This window comes from Salinisphaera sp. (assembly GCF_002729955.1).
GTDB lineage: Bacteria > Pseudomonadota > Gammaproteobacteria > Nevskiales > Salinisphaeraceae > Salinisphaera.
On record NZ_PBYA01000054.1, the window covers coordinates 22827 to 48399 of the forward strand.

The following is a 25573-nucleotide window of genomic DNA, read 5'->3' on the forward strand; positions in this document are numbered from 1 at the left end:
ACGAACCGGCACGTGTGTTGACGCGCCGATTCCGTCAGCTAATCCGTCTTTCGTGCGTCTACGCGTTTCGTCGCGTCCCAGGCTGTGTGAAAACGCGTGAGTTAGCGTACTTTTCCCCATCAGCTGCCTATGTCAGGCGCTAAGGGCTCCGCGTGGCGGCCACGGTTCAGAGTGATCGCAACGCAGGCCTGTGACTTCATCATGCCCGGAGGCGCCTCAGGCCGCTTCGAAGGCGCCGTTTAAAGGGAACGAGCACGCTCAGGCAGCCATTGCCCGCATCAACGGCCCGATCCCGACGATTCGCATCACGCGTTTCAGATTGTAGGCCAGCACATGCAGACTCATTTCCGTTCGCACATGCGCGAGCGTGCGCATCAGGAAGTGTGTTGAGCCCATCCAGTACTTGAGCGTGCCGAAGGGATGCTCGACCGTCTGTCGCCGTATCCGCATCAGATTCGGATCCTGATCCAGGCGTTGCTGCATGGTTTCGAGCACTGACTCGTGCTCCCATCGCTTGACGCGGCGTTGCGCCGCCGACGTGCACTGCGCCTTGATCGCACACGTCTCGCAGGCTGAGCTCCAGTAGCAATGGAGCGTCTGGCCTTTCTCCACCGTGGTAAAGCGCCAGACCAAGGTCTGATTGGCCGGGCAACGATAGGTGTCGCTATCGGGTTCGTAGATGAAGTCGCGCTTACCGAACCGGCCTTGGGCCTGGCTGTTAGAGGTCTGCGGCTTGGGCACGTGAACCTGGATGCCGGCCCTCTCGCAGGCCACGATCTGTTCGCCGTTGAAGTAACCGCGGTCGGCGACCGCGGCCAGGGTATCGGTCTGCATGACTGAGCGGGCTCGATCCGCCATCGGCTGCAGCTGCGAGCGATCGTGGCCGACGTTGGTGACCTCGTGATCCACGATCAGATGGTGTTCGGCATCGACAGTCGATTGGACGTTGTAGCCCACCATCCCCGAGCCCTTGCCGCCCGTCGCTATGGAGCGTGCGTCTGGATCAGTCAATGAGATCTGTTGGTCGGGCGCTGCTGCTACGGCCTTCGCCATTGCCTGCATGCGCTGCATTTCCGATCGCAGCGTGTCGATCTTGTCTCGAAGTTTTGTTGCCCGGGCTTCGGTGGTATCACTCTGACGCTGACGGTCGGCGCTTTCGAGTTCTGACAGGTAGCGCGCGACACTGGCTTCGATCTGCTCGATGCGTCGCTTGACCTTGGCGCGGGTGAAATTGCGATCGCGGCTATTAACAGCTTTGAACTTGCTGCCGTCGATGGCCACCAGCGCTTGCGAGAACAGGTCGAGACGACGGCACAGCATCACGAACTCGCGGCATACGCGTTGGATCGATGGGCCATTGTTACGGCGGAAGTCCGCGATTGTCTTGAAGTCGGGCGCCAGACGACCGGTCAACCACATGAGCTCTATGTTGCGTTGAGCCTCGCGTTCCAGTCGTCGGCTGGATTGCACACGGTTTAGGTACCCGTAGATATAGATCTTGAGCATCGTGGCAGGGTGATAGCCGGGCCGCCCGGTGACTTGGGCGACAACGCCTTCAAAGCCCAGATCGGTGAGGTCGAGGTTATCAACGAAGACATCAATCACTCGGACTGGATTGTCCTCGGTAACGTAGTCGTCGAGGCTTGCCGGCAGCAGAGCGCTCTGCGCGCGGTCATCACCAGTCACGAAACGACTCATCAAGCACTCCGCCAATAGCCTGAGAGAAGTTTAGCCGGTGGGAGCGTTTTCACACAGCCTGGGCCATTTGCGGACTGTCGTCTGCAAGCGATCAGAACGCAGGCGAATCGATCGAGATCGTTTGCGTATTCTCGGCCTGCGCCTCGCTATTGGGCACGGTGGGTGACTTACCTTCATCCAGTGCCGGCGGCTCCTGGGCGGTGCGGTTGTTGGTCATCCAGGTCAGGATGTCGAAATAGGCGCGAATATTGCCCACATAGGTTGCCGCCTCATGCCCGCGCGCATATCCATAGCGCGTATCCGAGATATAGCGTTCCTGGGTGAGCCAAGGCAGTGCATCGCGCAAATTCACCCACAGATTCGGGTCGCGACCGCGATCCTCGAGCAGGCGGCGCGCATCCATGACATGCCCGTAGCCGATGTTGTAGGCAGCCAGGGCGAACCAGGTGCGATCCGGCTGCTGGATTTCATCGGGCATGCGTTCGAGCATGCGAATGAAATAACGCGCGCCGCCGTCGATGCTCTGGGCGGGGTCGCGTCGATTGGTCACGTTCATGTCCGAGGCAGCGGCCTGGGTGAGCATCATGATGCCGCGTACGGTGGTGGGGCTGACCGCGTTCTTGTCCCAGTGTGATTCCTGATAGCCGATCGCGGCGAGCAGGCGCCAGTCCAGGCCGTATTCCTCGCCGGCGCGCTTGAAATAGTCTTCCCACAGGTGCAGGCGGTTATCGACCTGGCGGGCGAACTCGTGCCCGCCCACGAAACCGAGTCTCTTCACGTGACCGAAGTAGCGGTCGCGCAGGATATGCAGCCGACCGTTGGCCTTGACCTGTTCGAGAAAGGCGATGGCCTCGTTGTAAAGTGTGTCGTCGTCGGCCATGTCGCCCTGATCGGGCATGGCCCAGGCGGTGTGCTGGCGTACGTCATCGAGGCTGAAGGCGACGCGCAGGTTGGGGTAGTAGCGCTGGTTCATGTCGACGATATCCTCGCTGGCGATCGTGGCGGTGAGATCGCCGGAGGCCACGCGGTCCATGAGCTCTTCGGTATTGGCCTGGTCGTCGACACTGAATTCGATGTCCGGGCGGTTCGCGCGCAGCCAGTCGGCAAAGGCGGTATGCGCGGGCAGTACGAGATCGCCGGACAGATCGGCCAGTTTCGTCGGTTTGTGCTTGTAGACGCGGTAGACGACCTCCAGCGCGGCTTCGTCGTAAGGTGGGGTAAAGCGCACGCGCTTACGGCGCGCTTCGCTCACGGCCACGCCCACGCCGAGATGCGCATGCCCCGAGGCCACGGCATCGATAACGGCCTGCTGATCGGGCATGACCACCATGTCGAAGCGCAGGCCGAGCGATTGCGCGAAGTCGCGGATCAGATCGTATTCGAAGCCGGTGGGCCCGTCGGCATCCAGATAGTAGGTGCTCGCGGAATTGACCGTGGCCACGCGCAGCGTGCCGAGGGTGTCGATCTGTTCGAGTAGCCCCGGGCGTTCGATGCAGGTCGCCAGCGCCAGCGTGAGCGCAGCGATGGTAATCAGCTGCAGAATGCGCAGCAATTCGCGCAATCCGGTCATTGCGCGGGGCAGGGCAAACGGCGTCGAAACGCGCTTCGGACGGGTGTCATGGTCATGGCATCAGGCTATCTTGCACGCAAGTGTTGGGAAAGCCGTCGTTATCCTTTAACATACGCGACTTCGCAATAAGCCGGCAGCGAGCGTAGCCCGCAAAAGCGCCGCCAGGCTGAACGAGTTTTACAGGAGAGGTACCGAAGCGGTCATAACGGCACCGACTCGAAATCGGTTGGGGGCTAACCGCCCCACGTGGGTTCGAATCCCACCCTCTCCGCCATCTTTTTGACCCCCTGGACCCGGCCCTGCCATGTCGTCAGCAGACTCCAAGCAGCGTCTCTACCGCGTGGCCTTCTTCAACCAGGGTGAAGTCTACGAAGTATTCGCGCGCTCCGTATCCCAGGGCGCGCTGTTCGGTTTCGTCGAAATAGAGAAACTGGTCTTCGGCGAGCGCTCCTCCGTCGTCATCGACCCGGCCGAGGAAAAGCTCGCCAACGAGTTCGCCGATGTCGAGCGCTCGTATATTCCCATGCATTCGGTGATTCGTATCGACGAAGTGACCCGTCGCGGCACCGCCCGGGTCACGCCGGCCGATAGCGATGCCAAGGTGCGCCCCTTCCCGGTCTACACGCGCCAGACGCCCTCGGGTAACAACCCCGGCCCCGGTGGAAGCCGGGGCGGCAGCTAGTGCGCGCGGTCTTCGAGCGCGCATGAGTCGGACCGCGGGAAGCATGCGTTTCGCGCTGCTGGGCAGCGGCAGCAAGGGCAATGCGCTGGTGGTCGAATATGCCGACACGCGTTTGCTGGTCGACTGCGGCTTTTCCGCCCGCGAAATGGAGCGCCGCCTGGCCCGCCTGGAACTCACACCGGCGGATATCGATGCGCTGGTGATCACCCACGAGCACGACGACCATTGGCGCGGCGTGTCGCGTTTTTCGCGCCGACACGAGATTCCCGTGTGGCTCACGCCCGGCACTCAGGCCGCCAAGGCCACCGACGCGCTCGCCGCCACCGAGCTGTATTCCCCGCACGAGCCGTTCGCGATCGGCGATCTCGAGCTGTTTCCCTATCCGGTGCCCCACGATGCGCGCGAACCCGCGCAGCTGATCGTGGGCAACGGCGACAAGCGTCTGGGCATTCTTTCCGACAGCGGCTATGCGACCCCGCACGTGCGCGAGATGGTCGATGCCTGCGACGCGCTGGTGCTCGAATGCAATCACGACCCCGAGATGCTGGCCACGGGCCCGTATCCGGCGTCGCTCAAACGACGGGTGGCCGGCAAGCTCGGCCACCTGAGCAATCAACAGGCCGCCGAGCTGTTGACGCAAATCGATGCCACGAGCCTGCAGCAGCTGGTGGTGGCGCATATCAGTGAATCCAACAATCGCCCGGAGCTGGCCCAGGCCGCGCTTGCACAAGCGCTGTCGACCACGGCCGACTGGGTGCATGTGGCCAATCAAAGCGAGGGTCTGTCGTGGCGCAGTCTGGTCAATCGGTAGGCGAACACGAAGTCGCAGCCGTTGAAGTCATCGTCGGCGCGCCGGCGCTGGCAGAATTCGAACTCGAACGCCTGCGCGGCGGTCTGGCCGGCGCTGGCATCGACGTGGCCAGCCTCGTGGCCCGCGAAGTCTTCGTTGCCGCCTGCAACCGCGCGCCGAGCGACGACGATCGCGCGCGCCTGCAGGCATTGCTCGGCGTCGAGGCCAACGATGACGTGCCCGAGGGTGTCATCGCGATTCCGCGCCTGGGCACGGTTTCGCCCTGGTCGACCAAGGCCGAGGACATCGCCCGCAACAGCGGCCTCGACGCGCTGTCGCGCCTCGAACGCGGCGTGGTGTTCTCCTTCGGCAGCACGCCCGATTTCGAAGCGCTGGCCCAGAGCGGCGTGCTGCACGACCCGATGACGCAATCGCTGCTCCCCAACGCTGAACGTCTGCCGCGGCTGTTCGACACGCTGGCCCGGCGCGGGCTGCGCCGCGTGCCGCTGGCCGATCAGGGCGTGACCGCGCTGCAGACCGCCAATCGCGACTGGGGCCTGGCGCTGGCCGACGAGGAAATCGAATACCTCGCCCAACAGTATCGCGCGCTCGATCGCGACCCCACCGACGTCGAGCTGATGATGTTCGGCCAGATCAACTCCGAGCACTGCCGACACAAGATATTCAACGCCGAATTCACCATCGACGGCGAAACCCGCGCCAAGTCGCTGTTCGACATGATCCGCGATTCGCATCGCGCGGCCCCGCAGGGCGTGCTCTCGGCCTATCGCGACAACGCGGCGGTTGTCGAAGGGCATGTCGCCACACGTCAGCTGGTGGGCACGGATCGCGTCTATCGCCTGCACGAAGAACCCGTGCACCTGCTCATGAAGGTGGAAACGCATAACCACCCGACCGCGATCGCCCCGAACCCGGGTGCAGCCACGGGCGCGGGCGGCGAGATTCGCGACGAAGCCGCGACCGGGCGCGGCGGCAAGCCCAAGGCCGGGCTCACCGGTTTTTCGGTCTCCGATCTGCGTCTGCCGGGCGATATCCAGCCCTGGGAAACCGACGACGCCCGCCCGGCCACGATCGCCACGCCCCTGGAGATCATGCGCGACGCCCCGATCGGCGCGGCGCGCTACAACAACGAATTCGGCCGGCCGGCGCTGGGCGGCTATTTCCGCAGCTTCCAGTACGAATCCGACGCCACGGGCGTACGCGGCTATCACAAGCCCATCATGATCGCCGGCGGCATGGGCAACGTCCGCCCCGACGACGTGGAAAAACATGCCGTACCGGTCGATGCCGCACTGATCGTGCTGGGCGGCCCGGCCATGCTTATCGGCCTGGGCGGCGGGGCGGCTTCATCCATGGCCAGCGGCACCTCGTCGGCCGAGCTGGATTTTGCCTCCGTGCAGCGCGCCAATCCGGAAATGGAGCGCCGCTGTCAGGAAGTGGTCGAAGGCTGTATCGCACTCGGTGCAGCCAACCCCATCGCCTCCATTCACGACGTGGGCGCGGGCGGGCTGTCCAATGCGTTGCCCGAGATCATCGATGCCGACGATCGCGGCGGGCGTATTCGCCTGCGCGACGTGGACGCGGCCGACGTGAGCCTTTCGCCGATGGAAATCTGGTGCAACGAATCGCAGGAGCGCTACGTGCTGGCGATCGCGGCCGACCAGCTCGATGCGTTCGAAGCGCTCTGTGCCCGCGAGCGTTGCCCCTATGCCGTGGTCGGCACCGCCACCGCCGAGCCCCAGCTGACCGTCGAAGACGAAGAAGCCGACCGCGATGATGCGCGCTATCCGGTGGACATGCCCATGGGCGTGCTGCTCGGGCGCACGCCGCAGATGCAGCGCGACGTTGCGCACCAGAATCTCGATCTGGCGGCCTGGGATCATAGCGGGATTGATGTTGCCGAGGCCGTCGAGCGCGTGCTGCGCGTGCCGAGCGTGGCCAGCAAGGCGTTTCTGATCACCATTGGCGATCGCAGCGTGGGCGGCATGACTGCCCGCGACCAGATGGTTGGGCCCTGGCAGGTGCCGGTCGCTGATGTAGCCGTGACCACCACGGGCTTTACCGGCGACACCGGCGAAGCCATGGCCATGGGTGAGCGCACGCCGCTGGCCCTGATCGATGCCCCGGCTTCGGGTCGTATGGCCGTGGCCGAAGCGGTGACGAATATCGCCGCGGCGCGTATCGACAAGCTCACCGATATCCGCCTCTCGGCCAACTGGATGGCGGCCTGCGGCGAGCCGGGCGAAGACGCCCGGCTATACGACACCGTGCAGGCGGTCGGCGAACAGCTCTGCAGCGAACTGGGCCTGGCGATTCCGGTGGGTAAGGATTCGCTGTCCATGCGCAGCGTCTGGCGCGACGACGACGGCAACGAACGCCGCATGAGCGCGCCGCTGTCGCTGATCGTATCGGCCTTCGCGCCGGTGGGCGCGGCCCGTGCGACGCTCACGCCGCAGCTCGTGGCGCCGAGCGAAGCCAGGACCGCGCTGGTGCTCGCCGATCTGGGCAACGGTAAGAACCGCCTCGGCGGCTCGGCCTTCGCCCAGGCGTATGGTGCGCTCGGCAACATCGCCCCCGATCTGGACCAGCCCAAGCAGCTGCGCCAGTTCTTTGGCGTCATCCAGCGCCTGGCGAGCGAGAACCGCATCAAGGCCTACCACGACCGCAGCGACGGCGGGCTGCTGGCCTGTGTTGCCGAAATGGTGTTCGCCGGCCGCGTCGGCGCGGATATCGCCCTCGACGATCTCGGCGACGATGCGCTGGCAGCTCTGTTCAACGAGGAACTGGGTGCCGTGCTCCAGGTGGGGGCGGACGATGCCTCGGTCGTGGTCGGCGAGCTGCGCGCTGCCGGTTTGACCGCGCATGCGATCGGCACGGTCACCGCCGAGCCGGGCCTGGTCGTACGTCATGCAGGCCAGACGATTTACAAGAACACGCGCGCCGCGCTCGAACGCAGCTGGGCCGCGACCAGTCATGCCATGGCCCGACTGCGCGACGACCCGGCCAGCGCCGACGAGGCCTTTGAGGCCCTGCTCGACGACGCCGATCCGGGCCTGGCCGCCGAGCCCGCGTTCGACTTGAGCGACGACGTGGCCGCGCCGTTCGTGAATACCACGCGTCCGCGGGTCGCCATCCTGCGCGAGCAGGGCGTGAACGGCCATAACGAAATGGCCTGGGCGTTCTCGCGGGCCGGCTTCGAGGCCGTCGACGTGCATATGAGCGAGATCGCGGCCGGTCGCGATCTGTCGGATATGCAGGGACTGGCCGCCTGTGGCGGTTTCTCCTATGGCGACGTGCTCGGCGCCGGTCAGGGCTGGGCGAAATCGATCCTGTTCAATGCCGGTGCGCGTGCGGCCTTTGCCGATTTCTTCGAGCGGGAGGAAACCTTCACGCTCGGCGTGTGCAACGGCTGCCAGATGCTGGCCGCACTGGCCGAGATCATCCCCGGCACCGATCACTGGCCGCGTTTCGTGGCCAACGCCTCGCGCCAGTTCGAAGGGCGGACCAGCAGCGTGGAAATCCTCGAATCCAAGGCTGTGCTGCTCGACGGCATGGCCGGCACGCGCGTGCCGATCGCGGTGGCCCACGGCGAAGGCCGGGCCGAATTCGCCGATGCCAACGATCTGGACATGCTCGCGGCCAACGGTCAGGTAGGCATGCGCTATGTCGACGGGCGCGGCGCGCCAGCAACGCGCTACCCGGCCAACCCCAACGGCTCGCCCGGCGGCGTGACCGGCCTGTGCAATGCCGACGGGCGTGTGTTCATCACCATGCCGCATCCCGAACGCGTGACCCGCAGCGTGAACCTGTCCTGGGCGCCGAAGGGCTGGGGCGAGCTCAGCCCCTGGGCACGGCTGTTCGGCAACGCCCGGCGTTTCGTCGGCTAGGCGGCATGGCGCCCGAAGCGCAGCTGTCGTTGCGTGCCTTTCGACGCAGCGACACGGATGCGCTGGTGGCCCTGTGGCAGGTGTGCGGGCTGACACGGCCCTGGAACGACCCGTATCGCGATATCGAGCGCAAACTGGCCGTCGATCCTGAGCTACTCGTTGTCGGCGAGCGCGGCGACGAAATCGTGGCCAGCATCATGATCGGCTATGAAGGCCATCGTGGCTGGATCAACTATCTGTCGGTCGCGCCGGGCTGCCAGCGCCAGGGCATCGGGCGCCGGCTCATGGCGCACGCCGAAGAGGCGTTGCGCGAGCGCGGCTGCCCGAAAATCAACCTCATGATCCGCGACGGCAATACCCAGGCGATGGCGTTCTATCGTCGCCTGGGTTATGTCGAAGATGCCGCGACTGCGCTCGGTAAACGCCTCGAAGCCGACGGTTAGGCGTTTTCGCTGTAGATCCGCCGCAAGTCCTTGCGCGACACCTTGCCGATCGCGTTGCGCGGCACCGCATCCACCACCCGGGTATCGCTCAGACGCTGGAACTTGCCCAGCCGGGCGTTGGCCCAGGCCTGGATCGTTTCCGCGTCGATATCCGCGCCCGGGGCGAGGGTCACAAAGGCCACGGGCGTTTCGCCCCACTGTGCGCTGTCCACGCCGAATACGGCCACGTCGGCCAGGGCCTCGTGTTCGCGCAGCACGGCCTCGATATCGCTGGGAAAGATATTGAAGCCGCCGGAGATGATGGTTTCCTTGGCGCGGCCGACGATATTCAGGAACCCATCCTCGTCGAAATAACCGATATCGCCGGTCCGAATGAAGCGAGCACCGGTATCGGGCTCGTACCATTCGGTCGCCCGGGTACGCTCGGCGTCGCCGTGATAGCCGCGCATGATGAAGCCGGAATGGCCGACGATTTCGCCCACGCGGCTGCGCTCGATCTCGATGCCGTCTTCGTCAATGATGCGCAGCTCGTGGCCCGGCATGGGCTGGCCTACGGTATGCAGCTTGTCCGGATGCTCGTGGGCGACCAGCATGCAGCTGCCGCCGCCTTCGGTCATGCCATAGAACTCCAGCAGCCCGCCCGGCCAGCGCTCGAGCACTTCGGCCTTCACGTCGGCGCCGAACGGCGAGCTGGTACAGCATTTGATCTGAAAGCTCGACAGATCGGTATGGTCGAAGTCGGGATGATCGAGCAGGCGCCGGTACTGCACGGGCACGAGCATGGCATGGGTGACATGGTGCTGTTCGGCCAGCGCCAGAAAACGCCCGGCATCGAACTTGGGCATGAGCACCAGCGTGCCGCCGGCGGCCAGTGCGGGCATGAAGCTCACCAGCGTCGTATTCGAATACAGCGGCGTGGAGACCAGCGTGACCGAGCTTTCGTCGTAGAGCTTGACCACGCCGCCCGCGATCTGCGGCCAGCGCAGGCGGTTGGTATGTACGATGCCCTTGGGCGCGCCGGTGGTGCCGGAGGAATAGATGATGTTGAAGATCGTGTCCGGGTCGGGCTCGACCGGCTCGGGTGTCGTGTTCGTATCGGCGAGCCAGTCGTCGATCGGGGTATAGGGCCCATCGTCATTGATGCCGACCGGGCGAATCGCCGAACGCGCGGCGAGCGCCTCCTGCGCGTTGCGGCCGTAGGCGTCGACAAAGGCGAAGGTCGCGCCGCTGTTGTCGAGCATCAGCCCCAGGGCCTCGGCGGTGCTCGAGGGCGCCAGCGGCGCGAAAGAGCCGCCGGCACGCAGCGCGGCAAGCATGGCCACCACGTAGTCGATCGAGTTGGCAGCACAGATCGCGACGACATCGCCCGGGCTGAAACCGTCGCGTTGAAGGGCGGCGACGGCGCGGTCGATACGGCGATCCAGCGCCTGGTAGGTCACGGCGCTATCGGCGTCGATGAGTGCCGTGGCGTCGGGCCGGCTTACGGCGTGTTCATGCACGCGTCCGGGCAGAGTGCCGAATTCGGCGATGGTGGCGGCTGGCGCGTAGCTGGCCATGGAAGCTCCTCCTGCAAGACCGGTCGCTGAGCGCCGGCGGATTCATTTGTTCTGTCAGGGAATTGCTGCACCGCCGGCCGTGGTCGCGCCGGCGCCTAGGGGGTTCGGCCTCAAATACTTCGCGACTGTGTTGCCGAGTTGACCTGCCCGTGGAGCAGGCGCTGCGTTCGCAGGCCGTGTCCCAACGGATTTGAGGACTCGAACGCGGCCGGTAAGAGGTCAGGCAGAGATTCCCGAGCCAGTCTTGCACGCTGGCCAAGCGACCGCAATGAAGGTGAAACGGTGTTTCGTCTTTGCGTGGTGCGTCCGATTTTCACGGACCGGGCATAGGGCGACCCCGGATGGGGCGCGAAGGCATGACCTTTGGCTTTGCCGCGCCAGCCCGCGCGATCCGTCGAACGTGGTGAAGCAGAACATGGGCTCGCGTATGCGCAGCGAAAAGAGGCTTCAGCGGGCTGAGGTCCTGCCGGGTTGCGCGACCCGTGGCGGGCGTATGACGCCGGCGCGTTCGCGTTGACAATGACCACGAGCGGGCCCGTTCCTGTTAAAAAGAAAAGGCCGCGCAGGGCGGCCTTTTCTTACAGCGTTTGCTGGCTCGTTGCTACGCCTTGGCCGGTCGGCGCAGGCGAATTACGTCGTTGAGGGCACAGAAATCGATGATTGCCCGCATTTGAGCCGGCGCATTGATGAAGCTCAGCGAGGCGTGGTTGGCATGGGCGTCGCGTACCCATTCCAGCAGCAGGGCCACGCCGGCGCTGTCGACGCGCTCGACACCGGACAGATCGATCACCGTTTCTTCGCCATGCACGAACCAGTTTTCCGATTCGCGCAGACGCCGGGGTACGGTTTCCGCGTCCAGCTCACCGGTGAGCTGGACATGGTCGGTGTGAGTATCCTGATCGGTCATGTCGAGCGCGCCGTCCGGGACTAGCTGCCGGTGTTGTAGCGCGATTCCATGCGCTCGATGAGCTGTTCGAGACCGCCGTTGCGAATCTGGGAATTGAACTGGCCACGGTAGTTGGTCACGAACGACAGATTGCCGACGCTGCCGTCGTAGATCTTCCATTCGCCATCGACCGTATGCAGCTGGAAGGTCACCGGCGTCTTCTGGCCGTCGTCGGTGGTCACGATCGCACGGAAGGTGACGTCATCCGCGCCTTCGGCGGCACGCACCGGCTGGTATTCGATTTCCTGGCTGTCGTCGAAGCTCAGCAGACCGTTGCCGTAGGTACGAATCAGCATGTTCTTGAACGCGGTCTGGAAGCGATCGCGCTGCTCGGGCGTGGCGGTGCGCCAGGCGCGGCCGAGCACCAGCTGCGACATATAGGGCAGATCGACCAGGGGTACGAGTTCCTGATCGATGAGCTGGTAGAGTTCCTGCGGGTTCTTGCGCAGTTCGTCGCGCCGGCCTTCCATCTTGGAAAGCACCGACTGCACCGTTTCACGGGCGAGCTGGTCGGGCGGCGTGGGGGCAGCAAGAGCCAGCGCCGGCAGGAGCAGGGCCAGGGCGAAAGCAGTAATCAAAGAGCGCTTCATGCGTAACATCGCGAATCCTCGCAGGGTTGTTCGACAAGAGTGTGCGAATGGCGTCGAGTATCGCCGACGGCGATGAATCGAATCTGAATTGATTGTGGGCAAGCGATATGGCCCGCCTGCCCGCTACGGCGCGGGCAGTGCGTTATCGCCGCCACCGCCGCCGCTTGAGCCGCCGCCGTTGCCGGAACTGCTGTCGCCCGACCCCATGCTGGTCATGAACTGGCCGATGAGGTTCTCCAGCACCACCGCGCCCTGGGTGATGATGAATTCGTCGCCGTCCTGCATGTTGTCCAGCGAACCACCGGGGCCGATGCCCACATACTGTTCGCCGAGCAGGCCGGAGGTCAGTACCGATGCGTCCGAGTCTTTCGGCAGCTTGTACTTGCTGCCGATACGCAGGCGCGCTTCGGCGCGATAGGTATTCTGATTGAGGCTGATATCGGCGACGCGGCCCACGCGTACCCCGGCCAGGTTGACCGGCGCGCCGACCTTGAGGCCGCCAATATTGTCGAAGGCGGCAACCACGGTATAGCCGCCGTCCACGTCGCTGGTATCGGCGAGGTTGCTCACCCGCATGGTGAGAATGAAGATCGCCGCGATACCGAGGCAGACGAAGAAACCGACCAAAAGCTCTACTGCACGAGACTGCATAGACGAACCCTAGTTACTGCCGAAAAGCACGGCAGTCAGCATGAGATTGGCGCCGAGGATCGCCAGGGATGCGAGTACGACCGTGTTCGTGGTCGCGCGCGATACGCCCTCGGATGTCGGCGGCGCATGATAGCCCTGATAAACGGCGACCCAGGTGATGATGGCACCGAATACGCCGCTTTTCAGGAAGATGTTGACGATGTCCTGGCCGAAGTCGACGTTGCTCTGAATGCCCGACCAATAGGAACCGGCATCGACGCCAAGCATGTCCACGCCGACGAAATAGCCGCCGCCCGCGCCGATGGCCATCACGCAGAATATCGAGGTCAGCAGCGGCAGGGCGATCACGCCGGCCAGGAAACGCGGCGCGACGATACGCTTGATCGGGTCAACCGCCATCATCTCCATGCCGGATAGCTGATCGGTCGCCTTCATCAGGCCGATTTCGGCGGCGAGCGCACTGCCGGCACGCCCGGCGAACAACAGCCCGGTGACCACCGGCCCGAGTTCGCGTACGACCACCAGCGCAACCGACGTGCCCAGCGCCTCGGTGGCGCCGAAACCCACCAGCAGGCGGTAACCGGATAGTGCCAGCACCATGCCCACGAAAATACCGGCCACGACCACGATCACCAGCGACAGCACGCCCACCGAATAGATCTGTTCGATGAGCAGGCGTGGCTTGAGCACCAGCGACGGCAGGCTCATGAGAATACGCAGCAGAAACAGCGCGCTGCGCCCCATATCGGCAAGCCACGACGTGGCCGTGTTGAAACCGCGTTGCAGCGTAGTCATCAGCGGTTGACCTCGAGCAGGTCGTTGGCGTACGGCTCGCTGGCCTGATAATGGAAGGGCACCGGGCCATCCGCCTCGGCATGAATGAATTGCTGGACCCACTTGGAGCGGGAATCACGAATCTGCTGCGGCGTACCGTGGTCGATGACCGTGCCATCGGAGATCACGTACACATAGTCGGCGATGCCGAGCGTTTCCTTCACGTCGTGGCTGACCACGATGGAGGTCAGGCCCAGCACATCGTTGAGCCGCCGGATCAGGCGCAGCAGTACACCCATCGAGATCGGATCCTGTCCGGCGAAGGGCTCGTCGTACATGATCATTTCCGGATCCAGGGCGATCGCGCGGGCCAGGGCCACGCGCCGTGCCATGCCACCGGAAAGCTGGGCCGGGTAGAGCGCGCGCGCGCCCCGCAGCCCGACGGCTTCGAGCTTCATGAGCACGATGTCGCGAATCAGTCGTTCGGGCAGCTTGGTGTGCTCGCGCAGCGGAAAGGCGACGTTATCGAATACCGACAGGTCGGTGAGCAGTGCGCCGGACTGAAACAGCATGCCCATGCGCTTGCGCTGATCGAAAAGTTCGTTCTGCGACAGATTCGCCACGTGGCGGCCGTCGAAATAGACCTTGCCGGAGGCCGGCCGCCACTGGCCGCTGATCAAGCGCAGCAGCGTCGTCTTGCCGGTGCCGCTGGGGCCCATGATCGCGGTAATGCGGCCGCGCGCAATATCCAGATCCACGGATTCGTAGATCACGCGTCGGCCGATGGTGAAGTGCACGCCGCGCACTTCGACCAGATTGTCGGGTACGTCGTCCCGATCGTCAGCCATATGGGTTTCTGGATTCATTGAGCTTTACACACTTAACTTGCGCGCAGCCTATCAGATCGGCACGGCCCCGAGATGTTCCGCGGCACGAACATTTAACGTGCGGCATAGCTGTGTGCTCAGGTCATCCGCCACGACGTCGAGCGAGGTCGGCCCGCCCAGGTCGGACACCTGGGTCATGGCCAGGCCGTGATAGCCGCAGGGATCGATCCGCGAGAAGGGTTCGAGATCCATGTCGACGTTCAACGCCAGGCCGTGATAGCTCGTGCCCTGGCGTACGCGCAGGCCGATCGAGCCGATCTTGGCGTCGCCCACATAGACGCCGGGCGCGTCGGCTTTGGCGAACGCGTCGATATCGTAGCCGGCCAGGGTGGCGACCATGGCCTGTTCAAGCGCGGTGACGAGGCTGCGGATGCCGATGCCCAGCCGGCGCAGATCCACCATCACATAGGCCATGATCTGGCCGGGGCCGTGATAAGTGACCTGGCCGCCGCGATCGATCGGCACCACGGGTATGTCGCGCGGTGCGAGCACGTGCTCGGCGCGACCGTTCTTGCCCTGGGTGAATACCGGGGCATGATTGAGCAGCCACAGGGCGTCATGGGTGTCGTCGTCCCGTGTTTCGGCGAAATCCTGCATCGCCCGCCATACGGGCTCGTAGGGCTGGGGTGCCCAGCCGAAACGGGTGATCTCGATCAACGGGGCGGACATGCTAGAGCGCCATCAGCACAGCGCTGTCATCGCTCAGGTCGCCGTAGATTGCGTCCAGCTGGGCCTGGCTACGGGCGGTGATATTGGCGGTGACGGCGAGGTACTTGCCGCCACGGCTATCGCGCGCGCTCACCGCGCTGCGCTCGAGCTCGGGCGCATGCTGTTTGATCAGCGCATAGATATGTTCTTCGAAATCGCCGGCATGCTTGCCGAATGCCTTGATCGGAAATTCGCAGGGGAATTCGAGTAGGGTTTCTTGCTCAGTCATGGGTCATAGCTTGCAGCGCGGCCCGCATGCGCGTCCAGAGCGGGCCCGGTTCGCCGGTACCCACGGGCTGGCCGTCGAGTCGGGTGACCGGAAAGATTTCGCGCACCGAGGAGGTGATCCATATCTCGCTGGCGCGCTTCAGCTCGGCGGGCGACAGCGTTTCGACTTCGGCGTGCTCGATATGTTCGCGGGCGGCAAGTTCAAGCACCACCGCCCGCGTGATGCCGGGCAGAATGGTATCGCGCAGGGTGGGCGTGACCAGCCGGTCGTCGACCACTGCGAACATGTTGGAGGATGTGCCTTCCTGTACGCAGCCGTCGCGCACGAGCAGCGCTTCGCTGGCGCCCTGTGCGCGGGCCTCGTCGGCGGCCAGTACGTTGGCCAGCAACGAGGTCGATTTGATCGTGCAGTAGCGCCAGCGCGTGTCTTCATGCGTGACCGCGGCGATGCCGTTTTCCAGTACCGACGCATCCACCGGCATACGACTCTGGCAGAACGCCACCACGGTCGGTTCGACATCGTCGGGGATACGATGATCGCGCCGTGCCGGCGCGCCGCGGGTGACCTGGATATAAAGAGAAAGATCGCCCCCGCCGTTGGCCTCGATCAAGGTGGTGATGATGTCGTGCCAACGGCCGCGATCATACGGGTCGGCGATACGCAACAGCTCGAGGCTGCGCGCGAGCCGATCCAGATGGGCCTCCAGGCGAAAGCCGCGCCCGGCATAGAAGGGCACCACTTCATAGACGCTGTCGGCAAACAGAAAGCCGCGGTCGAGCACCGATACGCGGGCCTCGTCCAAGGGCAGGAATTCGCCGTTCACGTATGCCGTGTTCATCAATGCGCTCCCGACCGCTCAGGCCATTCGATACGACCGCACGCCGGCTCGCGCGCATGGAAACAAGCGCGAGCCGGCGTTGCCGATCATTCGAACATCATCATCACTTCGTCGGTGAGCTGGCGGAAGATCCCGCCTTTTTCGATGTCCTTGCCGGCGAACAGCGGCACCTGGGCCAGCGTCTTCGTGTCGTATTTGATTTCCAGCGTGCCCAGACGCTCACCTTTCTTGATCGGCGCGAGCAGGGTGGAGGGCAGCTCGGCGTTGGTGGTCAGCGCATCGCGCTGGCCACGCGGGAAGGCCACGTCCACCGCGCCCTTGGCGACCACGGGCAGCATGGTGTCATCGCCTTTCCAGACGCGTACTTCGGCGATCTGCTTGCCGGCGTCGAACAGATGGCCGCTTTCATAGAAGCGAAAGCCGTAGTTGAGCAGGGCCGCGGTCTGCGACTTGCGCGCATTGTTCGAATTGGTGCCGGTTACCACCGCGACCGTGCGCATGCCGTCCCGCTTGGCCGAGGCCGACAGGCAATAGCCGGCCGATTCGGTATGGCCGGTCTTGCCGCCGTCCACGCTTTCGTCGGACCACAGCAGCGAGTTGCGGTTGTACTGCTCGATACCGTTATAGGTGAACTTCTTCTCGCTGTAATACTTCTTGTAAAGTTCCGGGAAGTCGCGGATGACCGCGCTCAGCAGACGCGCGATATCGTGCGCCGACATGTAATGGTTTTCGTGCGGCCAGCCGCTGGCGTCCACGAAATGGCTGTTTTCCAGCCCCATCTCGCGCCCGTACTGGTTCATGTAATCGGCGAACGTCGCCTCCGTACCGCCGACATACTCGGCCAGCGCGACGGTGGCATCGTTGCCCGATGCGGTGATCATGCCGTGGAGCAGGTCATCGACCGAGACCTGGGTGCCCACCTCGATGAACATCTTCGAGCCGCCCATGCGCCAGGCTTTTTCGCTGACCGTGACCTTGTCCTCCAGCGAGATGTTGCCTTTCTTGATCTCGTCGAAGACGACATAGGCCGTCATCAGCTTGGTGATGCTCGCGGGCTCGATGCGCTTTTCGGCGTTCTTGGCCGCCAGCACCTGCCCCGAGTTGAAGTCGACCAGGATGTAGCTGCGCGCATCGAGCGTCGGCGGTTCGGGGATCGGCAGCGGCTTGGCCAGCGCGCTGGCCGTGACCAGGAGAAGAAAAACGAGATAAAGCAGGCGTTTCGCGTGGCTCATCGACTTCGGCTCTTTGACGGACAAACAAGGACGGTTCCGAAGCGCGGCAGTTTAGCGCTTCGAGGCCATTCGGGCTAACGATCGACTTCCTGGGCGGAAAATCCCTGCTCGCGCAGAATCTGGCGGTTCAGGGCACGGCTGCGTTCATCCGGATAAGGCCCGAGTTGAACGCGATAGATCGGTGTGGCGCCGCCGGACTCAACCACGCGCACCTGCGCAAAACCTGCATTCTGCAGGCGCCGGTTCAGACGCTGTGCATTGGTCGGGTTGCCGAAGGCGCCGGTCTGCAGATAGAGCGTGCCCTCGCTGCGATTCGCCGTCGAGGCGCCGGCCGCGGAGGCATTCGTACGATTGGCGACCTGGACGGCCCGGCCGGGCGTATTCGCGGCCGGCGTTGCGCGGGCGGGCGCCGAGGCCGGCGCGCGCGCACTCGACGAGGCGGGCGGCTGATTGCGATACGGCGGCGTGGCGGCGGCGACCTGCCGGTCGCTCTGGGCCTCGCGCTGCTCTGCCTTCAGGGTGGCGGGCGTAACCGTTTCGATACGCACCGGCACGCTGCCATGGGCGACCACGTCGAGCCGGCGAGCGGCCACATAGGACAGATCGATGATGCGGCCATCGTGGAACGGGCCACGATCGTTGACGCGCACGATCACCTGCTTGCCGTTGTCCAGATTGGTCACCCGCACATAGCTGGGTACCGGCAGGCGTTTGTGCGCCGCGGTCATCTTGAACATGTTGTAGGGCTCGCCGCTGGAGGTGCGCCGCCCATGAAACTGCTTGCCATACCAGCTGGCGCGTCCGGTCTGGGTAAAGCCGGCCGCGCTGGGCAGTACGTAATAGGTCTTGCCGAGAGCTTCATAGCTGGCCGGGTTGCCATAGCGTGAAGGTGGCTCGTCGCGGGGCACGGCGTCCGGTATCGCGTCGATATCGATATTCTCGTCGTCCGGCGGGCCATCGTTCTGGTAGTAGCCGCCGCCCTTGCTCGCCTGTGGCGAGGGCGAACCGGCGCTCGAGCCGCCGCGCGGCTGGCTCGCGCAGCCGGCCACGACCAGGGCCAGAAAGGCCAGTCCCAGCGTTCGGCCTGTGCTGATCATCGGTCCGTGTCGCCGCCAAGGGCGGCGTTCTGACGGGCGAAGGCGATTTCCTGGCCGAGCTGGTAGACGGCCATGGCATACAGCGGGCTGTGGTTGTAGGTGGTGATCACGAAGAAGTTGTTCAGCCCCAGCCAGTACTCGGTGCCCTGTGCGCCTTCGAACTGCAGCAGGCCGACCTGGGCATCATCGGCCGGCGGATCATCCACCCGCACGCCCAGCTGGTCGAGCGCGTCCCAGCGATAGGCGGGTTTGCGCTTGCTGCGTTCGATCTTATCGAGGTTCTTGTCGCTGCCGATCCAGGCGGGCAAGGCCACCGATTCGTCGCGCGCCCAGCCGTGTTCGGCGAGGTAGTTGGCCACCGAGTAGATGATATCGGCCGGCTCTTCCCACAGATCGCGCTTGCCGTTGTCGTTGCCGTCCACGGCATAGGCGCGATAGCTCGAGGGCATGAACTGGGGCAGGCCCATGGCGCCGGCATAGGAGCCGATCTCGCGGTCACAGGCGAGGTCTTCCTCCACGCAGAGCACCACGAAGTTTTCCAGCTCCTTGATGAAATAGTCGGCACGTTCCGGGTAATCGAAGCCGAGCGTGGCCAGGGCGTCGAGCACGCGATCACGGCCGAGAAAGGCGCCGTACTTTGTTTCCACGCCAATGATCGCGGCGATGATATTGGCTGGCACGCCGTACTTGGCGACCGCGCGGCCGAACAGTTCGCGGTGCTCTTCGATATAGGCCGCGCCCTTGCGCGCCCGTTCGGGCTGCAGAAAGATCGGCCGATAATCCGCCCAGGTCAGCGTGCGCTCGGCGGGTTTGCGCATGGTGGCCACGATCTTGGGCTGGTACTTGGCGTCTTCGAGCAGGGCGCGAGCCGCGTCGATATCCACACCGTCGGCTTTTTCCAGGCGTTCGAGCAGCGCCTTGCCTTCCGGGCGTTCGGCATAGTTGCCGGTCGCGGCCGTGGCGATCACGGGCGCGCTGGCCAGCGCCAGCACGAGCAGTAGAAGGGATCGTGTCATGTGGCGAGCAGTTTCCGATGGGTATGAATGGACATGAGAATGCCGAACGAGGCCAGCAGGATCACCATGGAGGTGCCGCCATAGCTGATCAGCGGTAACGGCACGCCGACGACGGGCAGCAGCCCGGCGACCATGCCGATGTTGACGAAGACGTAGATGAAAAACGTCAGGCTCAGGCTGCCCGCCGCCAGACGCTGGAAGGTGTCCTGGCTCTTGAGCGCGATATACAGCCCGCGGGCGACGATGAAGCAGTACAGCCCCAGCAGCGCCATCACCCCGAACAGACCCGTTTCCTCGGCGAATACCGCGAACACGAAGTCGGTATCCGACTCCGGCAGGAAGTTCAGGTGGGCCTGGCTGCCGTTGAGCCAACCCTTGCCGAACAGCCCGCCCGAGCCGATGGCGATCTTGGACTGCGAGATATGATAGCCGGCGCCCGTGGGGTCGCGTGCCGGGTTTAAAAACGTGAGCACGCGTTCCTGCTGGTAGTCGTGCATGTTGTACCAGAGCAGCGGCGCGGTCGCGGCGGCCACCAGCACCAGCAGCAGGATGATGCGCCAGCGCAGCCCGGCAAAGTACAGCGCAAAGCTGCCCGCCGCGGCGATGAGCAACGCCGTACCCAGATCCGGCTGGTCGGCCACGAGCAGCACCGGAACCGCTACCAGCAGCGCGGCCACGCCGACGTCCTTCAGGTTGGGGGGCAGGCTGCGGTCACGAAAATAGGCGGCCACGGTCAAGGGCGCGGCCAGCTTCATCAGCTCGGAGGGCTGAAAGCGCACCACGCCCAGGTCCAGCCAGCGGCGTGCGCCCATGGCGGTATCGCCCAGCAGCACCACGAGTACGAGTAGAAAGACGCCGAAGCCGAACACCCAGGGCGCGGCAACCCGAAACCACTCGGGCGGTATCTGGGCGACCACCAGCATGCCGAGCAGGCCGATGCCCAGACGGATCGCCTGGTTGATGACCACGGCGGTGGACTGGCCCGAGGCGCTGTAGAGAACGAACAGCCCCAGCGCGGCACAGCAGGCCAGCGCTACGAGCAGCTGCAGGTCGATGCGCCAGTAGACCAGCCATTCCGACAGCGTCGACGGCGCATTGGTGGCGTTGGCGCTCATCGGCCCGCTCCGGCCGATGCCTGCAGTACCGGCGGCTGACTGCGGAATGCGTCGATCACCTTGCGGGCCACCGGCCCGGCGACGCTGGAGCCGCCGCCGCCGTGTTCGACGAGTACCGCCACCGCGATTTCGGGATCGTCGATGGGGGCAAAGGCAATGAACAGCGCGTGGTCACGAAACTGGTGTTCGACGTCCTCGATATCGGGCGCGGCCTGGTTCTGGGTCAGCTTGGTCACCTGGGCGGAACCGGACTTGCCGGCGATCGTATAGTCCAGGTTCTGGCCCACGTAGTAGTGCGCGGTACCGCGGGGGTTGGTGATGACCTGTTCCATGCCGCTGATGATCACGCCCCAGTGCGAGGCGTCTTCCAGCTGGATCGGCCGCAGGGCCGTGGGCTTGGTCTGGTGCATGGTGCCGTCGAGCGGATCGCGCCAGCCGCCGAGCACGTGCGGTTTGTAGCCTTCGCCGCGTTCGGCGATACGGCTGGTCATCTGTGCGAGCTGCAGCGGCGTCGTCGTCATGAAGCCCTGGCCGATGATCGTATTGAGCGTTTCGCCGGGGAACCACGGCTGATTGCGGGTGCCGTTCTTCCAGGCGCGAGACGGCATGATGCCGGAATTCTCCCGGGGCAGGTCGATCCCGGTGCGCGATCCGAGGCCGAACATGGCGCCGTAGCGATGAATATTGTCGATGCCCAGCTTGAGCCCGAGCTTGTAGAAATACACGTCCGAGGAGCGATAGATCGCCTCGGGCATGTCCACCCAGCCGTGGCCTGAGCGTTTCCAGTCGCGATAGCGATGATTGCTGCCCGGCAGGGTGATGAAGCCGGGGCACCACACCTGCTTGTCGGCGGCGATCTGGTCGGTTTCGAGCCCGGCCAGCGCCATCACCGGCTTGACCGTCGAACCCGGCGGGTACTGGCCCTGCAGCGCGCGGTTGAACAGCGGTTTGTGCGGGTCGGATATCAGCTGCTGGTAGTTCACATGGCTGATCCCGTCCACGAACAGGTCCGGGTCGTAGCTGGGCTTGGACACCAGGGCCAGCAGCCCGCCCGTTTTCGGGTTCATGGCCACCACCGCGCCGTCCTGATCGCCGAGGGCGTCGTATGCGGCCCGCTGCAGGCGCGCGTCGATGGTCAGGAACAGGCTTTCGCCGGCCACCGGGCGATTCATTTCCAGTTCGCGCAGCGCACGACCGCTGGCGTTGGTTTCGACCACCCGCGAGCCCGGCTCGCCGTGCAGGCGCGATTCGTAGCTGTACTCGACGCCCGACTTGCCGATGTGGTTCGAACCGCGATAGCGCTTTTCATCCACGCGCCGCAGGTCTTCCACGGTGATGCCGCCGACATAACCCACGAGATGGGCCGAGACATCGCCCAGCGGATAGTGGCGGGTCAGGCCGGCGCGCACCTCCACACCGGGGAAGCTGCCGCGGTTGACTTCAAAGCGGGCTACCTCGCGCTGGCTGAGGTTCAGCCGTATGGGCACGCCGCGAAAGCGCGGTGTCTTGGCCATGCGATCGCGAAAGCGCTGTCGGTCGGCATCGCGTATTTCCACGATGCGCGACAGACGATCCAGGGTGGCGTCCACGTTCTCGACCTGCTCGGGCACGATCTCGAGACGGTAGGCGGGCAGATTGTCGGCCAGCACCACGCCGTTGCGGTCGTAGATCAGCCCGCGTACCGGCGGCATGACCTGTACCCGCATGCGGTTGTCCTGCGAACGGGTTTCGTAATAGCCGTAGCGCAGCACCTGCAGAAAACCCACGCGAAAGAGCAGCACGCCCACGAGCACCATGATCACCGCGCCCGCCACCGCGGTGCGCAGCAAAAACATGCGCCGCTCGGCCGCATGGTTTTTGATCGCGTTATCGGAGACCATGCGGCGTTGAAAACTCCCGTGCCCCAAGGGCCTGCATTAATCTATTGAAGTATGACCTGAATCGTCGCATTGCGTGCGAACGGATGCAGCGCCGCGACGCAGCGCAGGATCGCGCCCAGCGGATTCGACCGTGGACCCCGGCAGCGATCACGAACCTTTTTGAATTCCCTCGCCTATCCGACCTCTAATTCGGCGATGCGTTCCAGCAGCGATGCCCACACCGGCCAGACGAGCGTGGTCGTTGCCACCGGCAGCCAGCGCCACCACTGATTGACTTCGGCCCCGGTCACGCCATCGATCCAGAACAGCACGAACTCATAGAGTAAGAACACCGGCAACAACAGCACGCTCTGCTGCCAGATCGGAAAACTCCACAGCAGCTCGCGCATGCGGATGACGGCATAGCCTGCCACGGCGAGCGCAAGCCCGTGTTCGCCCAGCGGCGTGCCGTAGATCACGTCGATCAGAACGCCACAGGCCCAGGCTGCGAGCAGGCCAAACCGCCCCGGCTGCATCAAGACCCAGAACAGCACGGTCGCCGGGTACATGGCCGGGCGGATCGCCGACAGCGCGTCGGGCAGCGGCAGAATCGCCAGAAACAGCGCGCCGCCCAGCGTAGCCAGAATAAGCAGGCCGCTGACGCGGCGCTCGGTAATCATGGAGCCGGGGTGTCGCCGTTCGCATTGCCGTTCGCATCGCCATTGGCCGGGCCGGCACTCTCGGCCTGAGCCTCGGCAACCGGGTCGCTCGTGTTATCGGTCCACACCAGCAGCACTTCCCGGCCGCGATTGAGGTGGGCCGTGGGGCTGGCCACCACTTCCAGAAACTCGTCGCCCGGCTGGTGGACCACGCTGGTGACCTCGGCCACCGGGTAGCCGGCGGGATAGCGCCCGCCCAGGCCCGACGTCACCAGCAGATCGCCCACCTGAATATCGGAATTGTTGGCCAGAAAAGGCAGCCGCAGCTCGTTCGACTTTCCGCTGCCCTGGGCAATCGTCTGCAGGCCGGTACGGTTGATCTCGACCGGAATGCCGTGATTGGCATCGGTAATCAGGATCGCGCGCGAACCCATGGGCGTGACGTCGGTGACCTGGCCCATGATGCCGTTGGCGTCGACCAGTGCCTGGCCAACGAACACGCCGTCGGTGGAACCCTTGTTGAGCTTGATGTAGTGGCGATACGGGTCGGGGCTCACCGACAGGATGCGCGCGATCAGCACGTTCTGGTCGAGCGAACTGGCCGAGGCGAGCAGGGCACGAATACGCTCGTTTTCTGCCTGCAGGGATGCCAGGCGCTGCAGGCGTGCCTGAAGCAAAAGCACTTTCTGTTCAAGCGCTTCGTTGTCGGCAATGAGCTGGCCGCGATCGAAATAGCGGCCCATGTAGTGGGCCATCTCGCCCGGCAGTTCGGCGATCATCTGAATGGGCTGGGTCGCGACCGCCAGCGTGCTGCGGATCGGCTTGAGCGAAGTGCTCGCGTGATCGACCATCATCAGGATAATCGATATAACCACGATCGCGACGATCCGAAGGCCCGGCGTGATGCGTCGTCCCAGCAGCGATGATTTGTCGTCCTCGGCGAGTCCGCGCACTCAACGCCCCTGAAACCGTGGAATAAACCGTAATTATCGCGCCAGATTAGGCCGGCGCACGGACCTTCGCAACTTTCATGCAGTTGCGAAGGCGACAGACCGCGGTCTTACTCCAGCGCGAGCAGCTGGCCGGTCTTGCGGTCGATCATTTCCAGGAGAATGCCGCCACCACGGGCTACGCAGGTCAGCGGATCGTCGGCCACGATCACCGGCAGGCCGGTTTCTTCGGAGATCAGTTTGTCCAGGTCGGCCAGCAGCGCGCCGCCGCCGGTAAGCACGATTCCGCGCTCGGCCACGTCCGAGCCCAGCTCCGGCGGGGTGGACTCCAGCGCCAGCTTCACGGCGCTGGTGATGTTGGACAGCGGTTCCTGCAGCGCATCCAGCACTTCGTTGGAATTGAGGGTGAAGGCACGCGGCACACCCGCCGACAGATGCCGGCCCACGACCTCGATTTCCTTGACCTCGTGGCCGGGGAAGGCGGTGCCGATCTGCTGCTTGATCGATTCGGCGGTGGATTCGCCGATGAGCATGTTGTACTGGCGCCGCACGTAGTTGACGATCGCTTCGTCGAACTTGTCGCCGCCGGTGCGTACCGACTCGGCATAGACGATGCCGTTGAGCGAAATCACCGCGACTTCCGAGGTACCGCCGCCGATATCCAGAACCATCGAGCCGCGTGCCTCGCCGATGGGGATACCGGCGCCGATGGCCGCTGCCACGGGCTCTTCCACCAGATACACGCGGCGCGCGCCGGCGTTGGAGGCCGATTCGCGGATCGCACGGCGTTCCACCTGGGTCGAGCCATAGGGCACACAGACCAGAACGCGCGTCATCGGACGCAGCATGCGCTTCTTGTGCACCTTGCGGATGAAGTGCTGGAGCATCTTCTCCGTGACGGTGAAGTCGGCGATCACCCCGTCCTTGAGCGGACGGATGGTGGTGATGTGGTTGGGTGTGCGCCCGAGCATGCGCTTGGCGTCGTGGCCGACCGCCTCGATACGCTTGCCGCCGCGCGCGTCCATGCGCACCGCGACAACCGACGGCTCGTTGAGCACGATGCCCTGATCGCGCGCATAAATCAGCGTGTTGGCTGTACCCAGATCAATCGAGAGATCGTTGAGGAACAGGCCGCGAAAATTGTCGAACATGTAGAGCACACCCGAGGGCAAGTACAAAAAAGCGCGTGATCGGCACGCGCGGCGGGCGCCGCGAAGTTGCATGGCGGCGCACAAGCGAACCCGTGAATAGGTCAGAGGTTCTTCAGGAGCGCAATGCTAGCAACGGGCTTGCGTAACGGCAACGCTGACGACGGCCGCCATGGCACTTATGCTAGTTTTAGCCGCGCGCGGCGGCGCTGCGCTGTGTTTTTACG

23 protein-coding genes and 1 tRNA gene are annotated in these 25573 nt (G+C 64.5%); 5 read left to right on the top strand and 19 right to left on the bottom strand.

Annotated elements, in window-relative coordinates; all coding sequences use genetic code 11:
* Positions 1-258 precede the first annotated feature (258 nt).
* Positions 259-1698 (bottom strand): IS1182 family transposase, encoded by a 1440-nt coding sequence (locus CMN27_RS15080; RefSeq protein ID WP_123589698.1) that lies wholly within the window; start codon positions 1696-1698, stop codon positions 259-261.
* A gap of 91 nt (positions 1699-1789) precedes the next feature.
* Positions 1790-3268: a membrane-bound lytic murein transglycosylase MltF gene (gene mltF, locus CMN27_RS15085; RefSeq protein ID WP_293627774.1), complete on the bottom strand. Its 1479-nt coding sequence runs from the start codon at positions 3266-3268 to the stop codon at positions 1790-1792.
* Positions 3269-3450: 182 nt separating this feature from the next.
* Here mltF and CMN27_RS15090 point away from each other — a divergent pair.
* From CMN27_RS15090 to CMN27_RS15110, 5 genes are all read left to right on the top strand, one after another.
* Positions 3451-3542 (top strand) — tRNA-Ser (locus CMN27_RS15090).
* Positions 3543-3572: 30 nt separating this feature from the next.
* Positions 3573-3950: a DUF1820 family protein gene (locus CMN27_RS15095; protein ID WP_293627776.1), complete on the top strand. Its 378-nt coding sequence runs from the start codon at positions 3573-3575 to the stop codon at positions 3948-3950.
* A 22-nt stretch (positions 3951-3972) separates the two neighbouring features.
* Positions 3973-4761: an MBL fold metallo-hydrolase gene (locus tag CMN27_RS15100; protein ID WP_293627778.1), complete on the top strand. Its 789-nt coding sequence runs from the start codon at positions 3973-3975 to the stop codon at positions 4759-4761.
* Positions 4737-8648 carry a phosphoribosylformylglycinamidine synthase gene (gene purL, locus CMN27_RS15105; protein WP_293627780.1) on the top strand — a complete coding sequence of 1304 codons (3912 nt, stop codon included), beginning with the start codon at positions 4737-4739 and terminating at the stop codon, positions 8646-8648. The genes CMN27_RS15100 and purL overlap by 25 nt, the downstream gene beginning before the upstream one ends.
* Before the next feature lie 23 nt (positions 8649-8671).
* Positions 8672-9091: a GNAT family acetyltransferase gene (locus tag CMN27_RS15110; protein ID WP_366515469.1), complete on the top strand. Its 420-nt coding sequence runs from the start codon at positions 8672-8674 to the stop codon at positions 9089-9091.
* Here CMN27_RS15110 and CMN27_RS15115 read toward each other — a convergent pair.
* The 17 genes from CMN27_RS15115 to CMN27_RS15195 all read right to left on the bottom strand — a co-directional run bounded on the left by CMN27_RS15115 (position 9088) and on the right by CMN27_RS15195 (position 25349).
* Positions 9088-10647 (bottom strand): class I adenylate-forming enzyme family protein, encoded by a 1560-nt coding sequence (locus tag CMN27_RS15115; RefSeq protein WP_293627784.1) that lies wholly within the window; start codon positions 10645-10647, stop codon positions 9088-9090. The genes CMN27_RS15110 and CMN27_RS15115 overlap by 4 nt on opposite strands.
* A gap of 601 nt (positions 10648-11248) precedes the next feature.
* Positions 11249-11554, bottom strand: a complete 306-nt coding sequence (locus CMN27_RS15120; RefSeq protein WP_293627786.1) for an STAS domain-containing protein — start codon at positions 11552-11554, stop codon at positions 11249-11251.
* 20 nt (positions 11555-11574) lie between these two features.
* A complete protein-coding gene (locus CMN27_RS15125) occupies positions 11575-12192 on the bottom strand; it encodes a phospholipid-binding protein MlaC (protein WP_293627788.1) in 618 nt (205 codons plus the stop codon).
* A 114-nt stretch (positions 12193-12306) separates the two neighbouring features.
* Positions 12307-12834 (bottom strand): outer membrane lipid asymmetry maintenance protein MlaD, encoded by a 528-nt coding sequence (gene mlaD, locus CMN27_RS15130; RefSeq protein ID WP_293627790.1) that lies wholly within the window; start codon positions 12832-12834, stop codon positions 12307-12309.
* Between the two features lie 9 nt (positions 12835-12843).
* Complete coding sequence (gene mlaE / locus CMN27_RS15135) at positions 12844-13629, bottom strand: lipid asymmetry maintenance ABC transporter permease subunit MlaE (RefSeq protein WP_293627791.1); 786 nt, start codon at positions 13627-13629, stop codon at positions 12844-12846.
* Positions 13629-14456, bottom strand: coding sequence for an ABC transporter ATP-binding protein (locus CMN27_RS15140; protein ID WP_293627792.1), 828 nt, complete (start codon positions 14454-14456; stop codon positions 13629-13631). Before CMN27_RS15140 ends, mlaE begins: the two co-directional genes overlap by 1 nt.
* A gap of 51 nt (positions 14457-14507) precedes the next feature.
* Entirely contained in the window at positions 14508-15164 is a 657-nt protein-coding gene (gene lipB, locus CMN27_RS15145; RefSeq protein ID WP_293627793.1) for a lipoyl(octanoyl) transferase LipB, read from the bottom strand.
* 1 nt (position 15165) lies between these two features.
* Positions 15166-15432, bottom strand: a complete 267-nt coding sequence (locus tag CMN27_RS15150) for a DUF493 domain-containing protein (RefSeq protein WP_293627795.1) — start codon at positions 15430-15432, stop codon at positions 15166-15168.
* Positions 15425-16270 carry a D-amino acid aminotransferase gene (locus CMN27_RS15155; protein WP_293627797.1) on the bottom strand — a complete coding sequence of 282 codons (846 nt, stop codon included), beginning with the start codon at positions 16268-16270 and terminating at the stop codon, positions 15425-15427. Before CMN27_RS15155 ends, CMN27_RS15150 begins: the two co-directional genes overlap by 8 nt.
* Before the next feature lie 86 nt (positions 16271-16356).
* Complete coding sequence (locus CMN27_RS15160; RefSeq protein ID WP_293627799.1) at positions 16357-17502, bottom strand: D-alanyl-D-alanine carboxypeptidase family protein; 1146 nt, start codon at positions 17500-17502, stop codon at positions 16357-16359.
* A gap of 74 nt (positions 17503-17576) precedes the next feature.
* Positions 17577-18599, bottom strand: coding sequence for a septal ring lytic transglycosylase RlpA family protein (locus CMN27_RS15165; protein WP_293627801.1), 1023 nt, complete (start codon positions 18597-18599; stop codon positions 17577-17579).
* Positions 18596-19615 (bottom strand): lytic murein transglycosylase B, encoded by a 1020-nt coding sequence (gene mltB, locus CMN27_RS15170; RefSeq protein ID WP_293627803.1) that lies wholly within the window; start codon positions 19613-19615, stop codon positions 18596-18598. The genes CMN27_RS15165 and mltB overlap by 4 nt, the downstream gene beginning before the upstream one ends.
* The gene (rodA, locus tag CMN27_RS15175) at positions 19612-20730 is read right to left on the bottom strand and encodes a rod shape-determining protein RodA (protein ID WP_293627805.1); all 1119 of its coding nucleotides are present in this window, start codon (positions 20728-20730) and stop codon (positions 19612-19614) included. Before rodA ends, mltB begins: the two co-directional genes overlap by 4 nt.
* Entirely contained in the window at positions 20727-22565 is a 1839-nt protein-coding gene (mrdA, locus tag CMN27_RS15180; protein WP_293627807.1) for a penicillin-binding protein 2, read from the bottom strand. The genes rodA and mrdA overlap by 4 nt, the downstream gene beginning before the upstream one ends.
* Positions 22566-22783: 218 nt before the next feature.
* Positions 22784-23269 carry a rod shape-determining protein MreD gene (gene mreD, locus CMN27_RS15185; RefSeq protein WP_293627809.1) on the bottom strand — a complete coding sequence of 162 codons (486 nt, stop codon included), beginning with the start codon at positions 23267-23269 and terminating at the stop codon, positions 22784-22786.
* Complete coding sequence (mreC, locus tag CMN27_RS15190) at positions 23266-24201, bottom strand: rod shape-determining protein MreC (RefSeq protein WP_293627811.1); 936 nt, start codon at positions 24199-24201, stop codon at positions 23266-23268. The genes mreD and mreC overlap by 4 nt, the downstream gene beginning before the upstream one ends.
* 107 nt (positions 24202-24308) lie before the next feature.
* Positions 24309-25349, bottom strand: a complete 1041-nt coding sequence (locus CMN27_RS15195; RefSeq protein WP_006915356.1) for a rod shape-determining protein — start codon at positions 25347-25349, stop codon at positions 24309-24311.
* Positions 25350-25573: the final 224 nt, after the last annotated feature.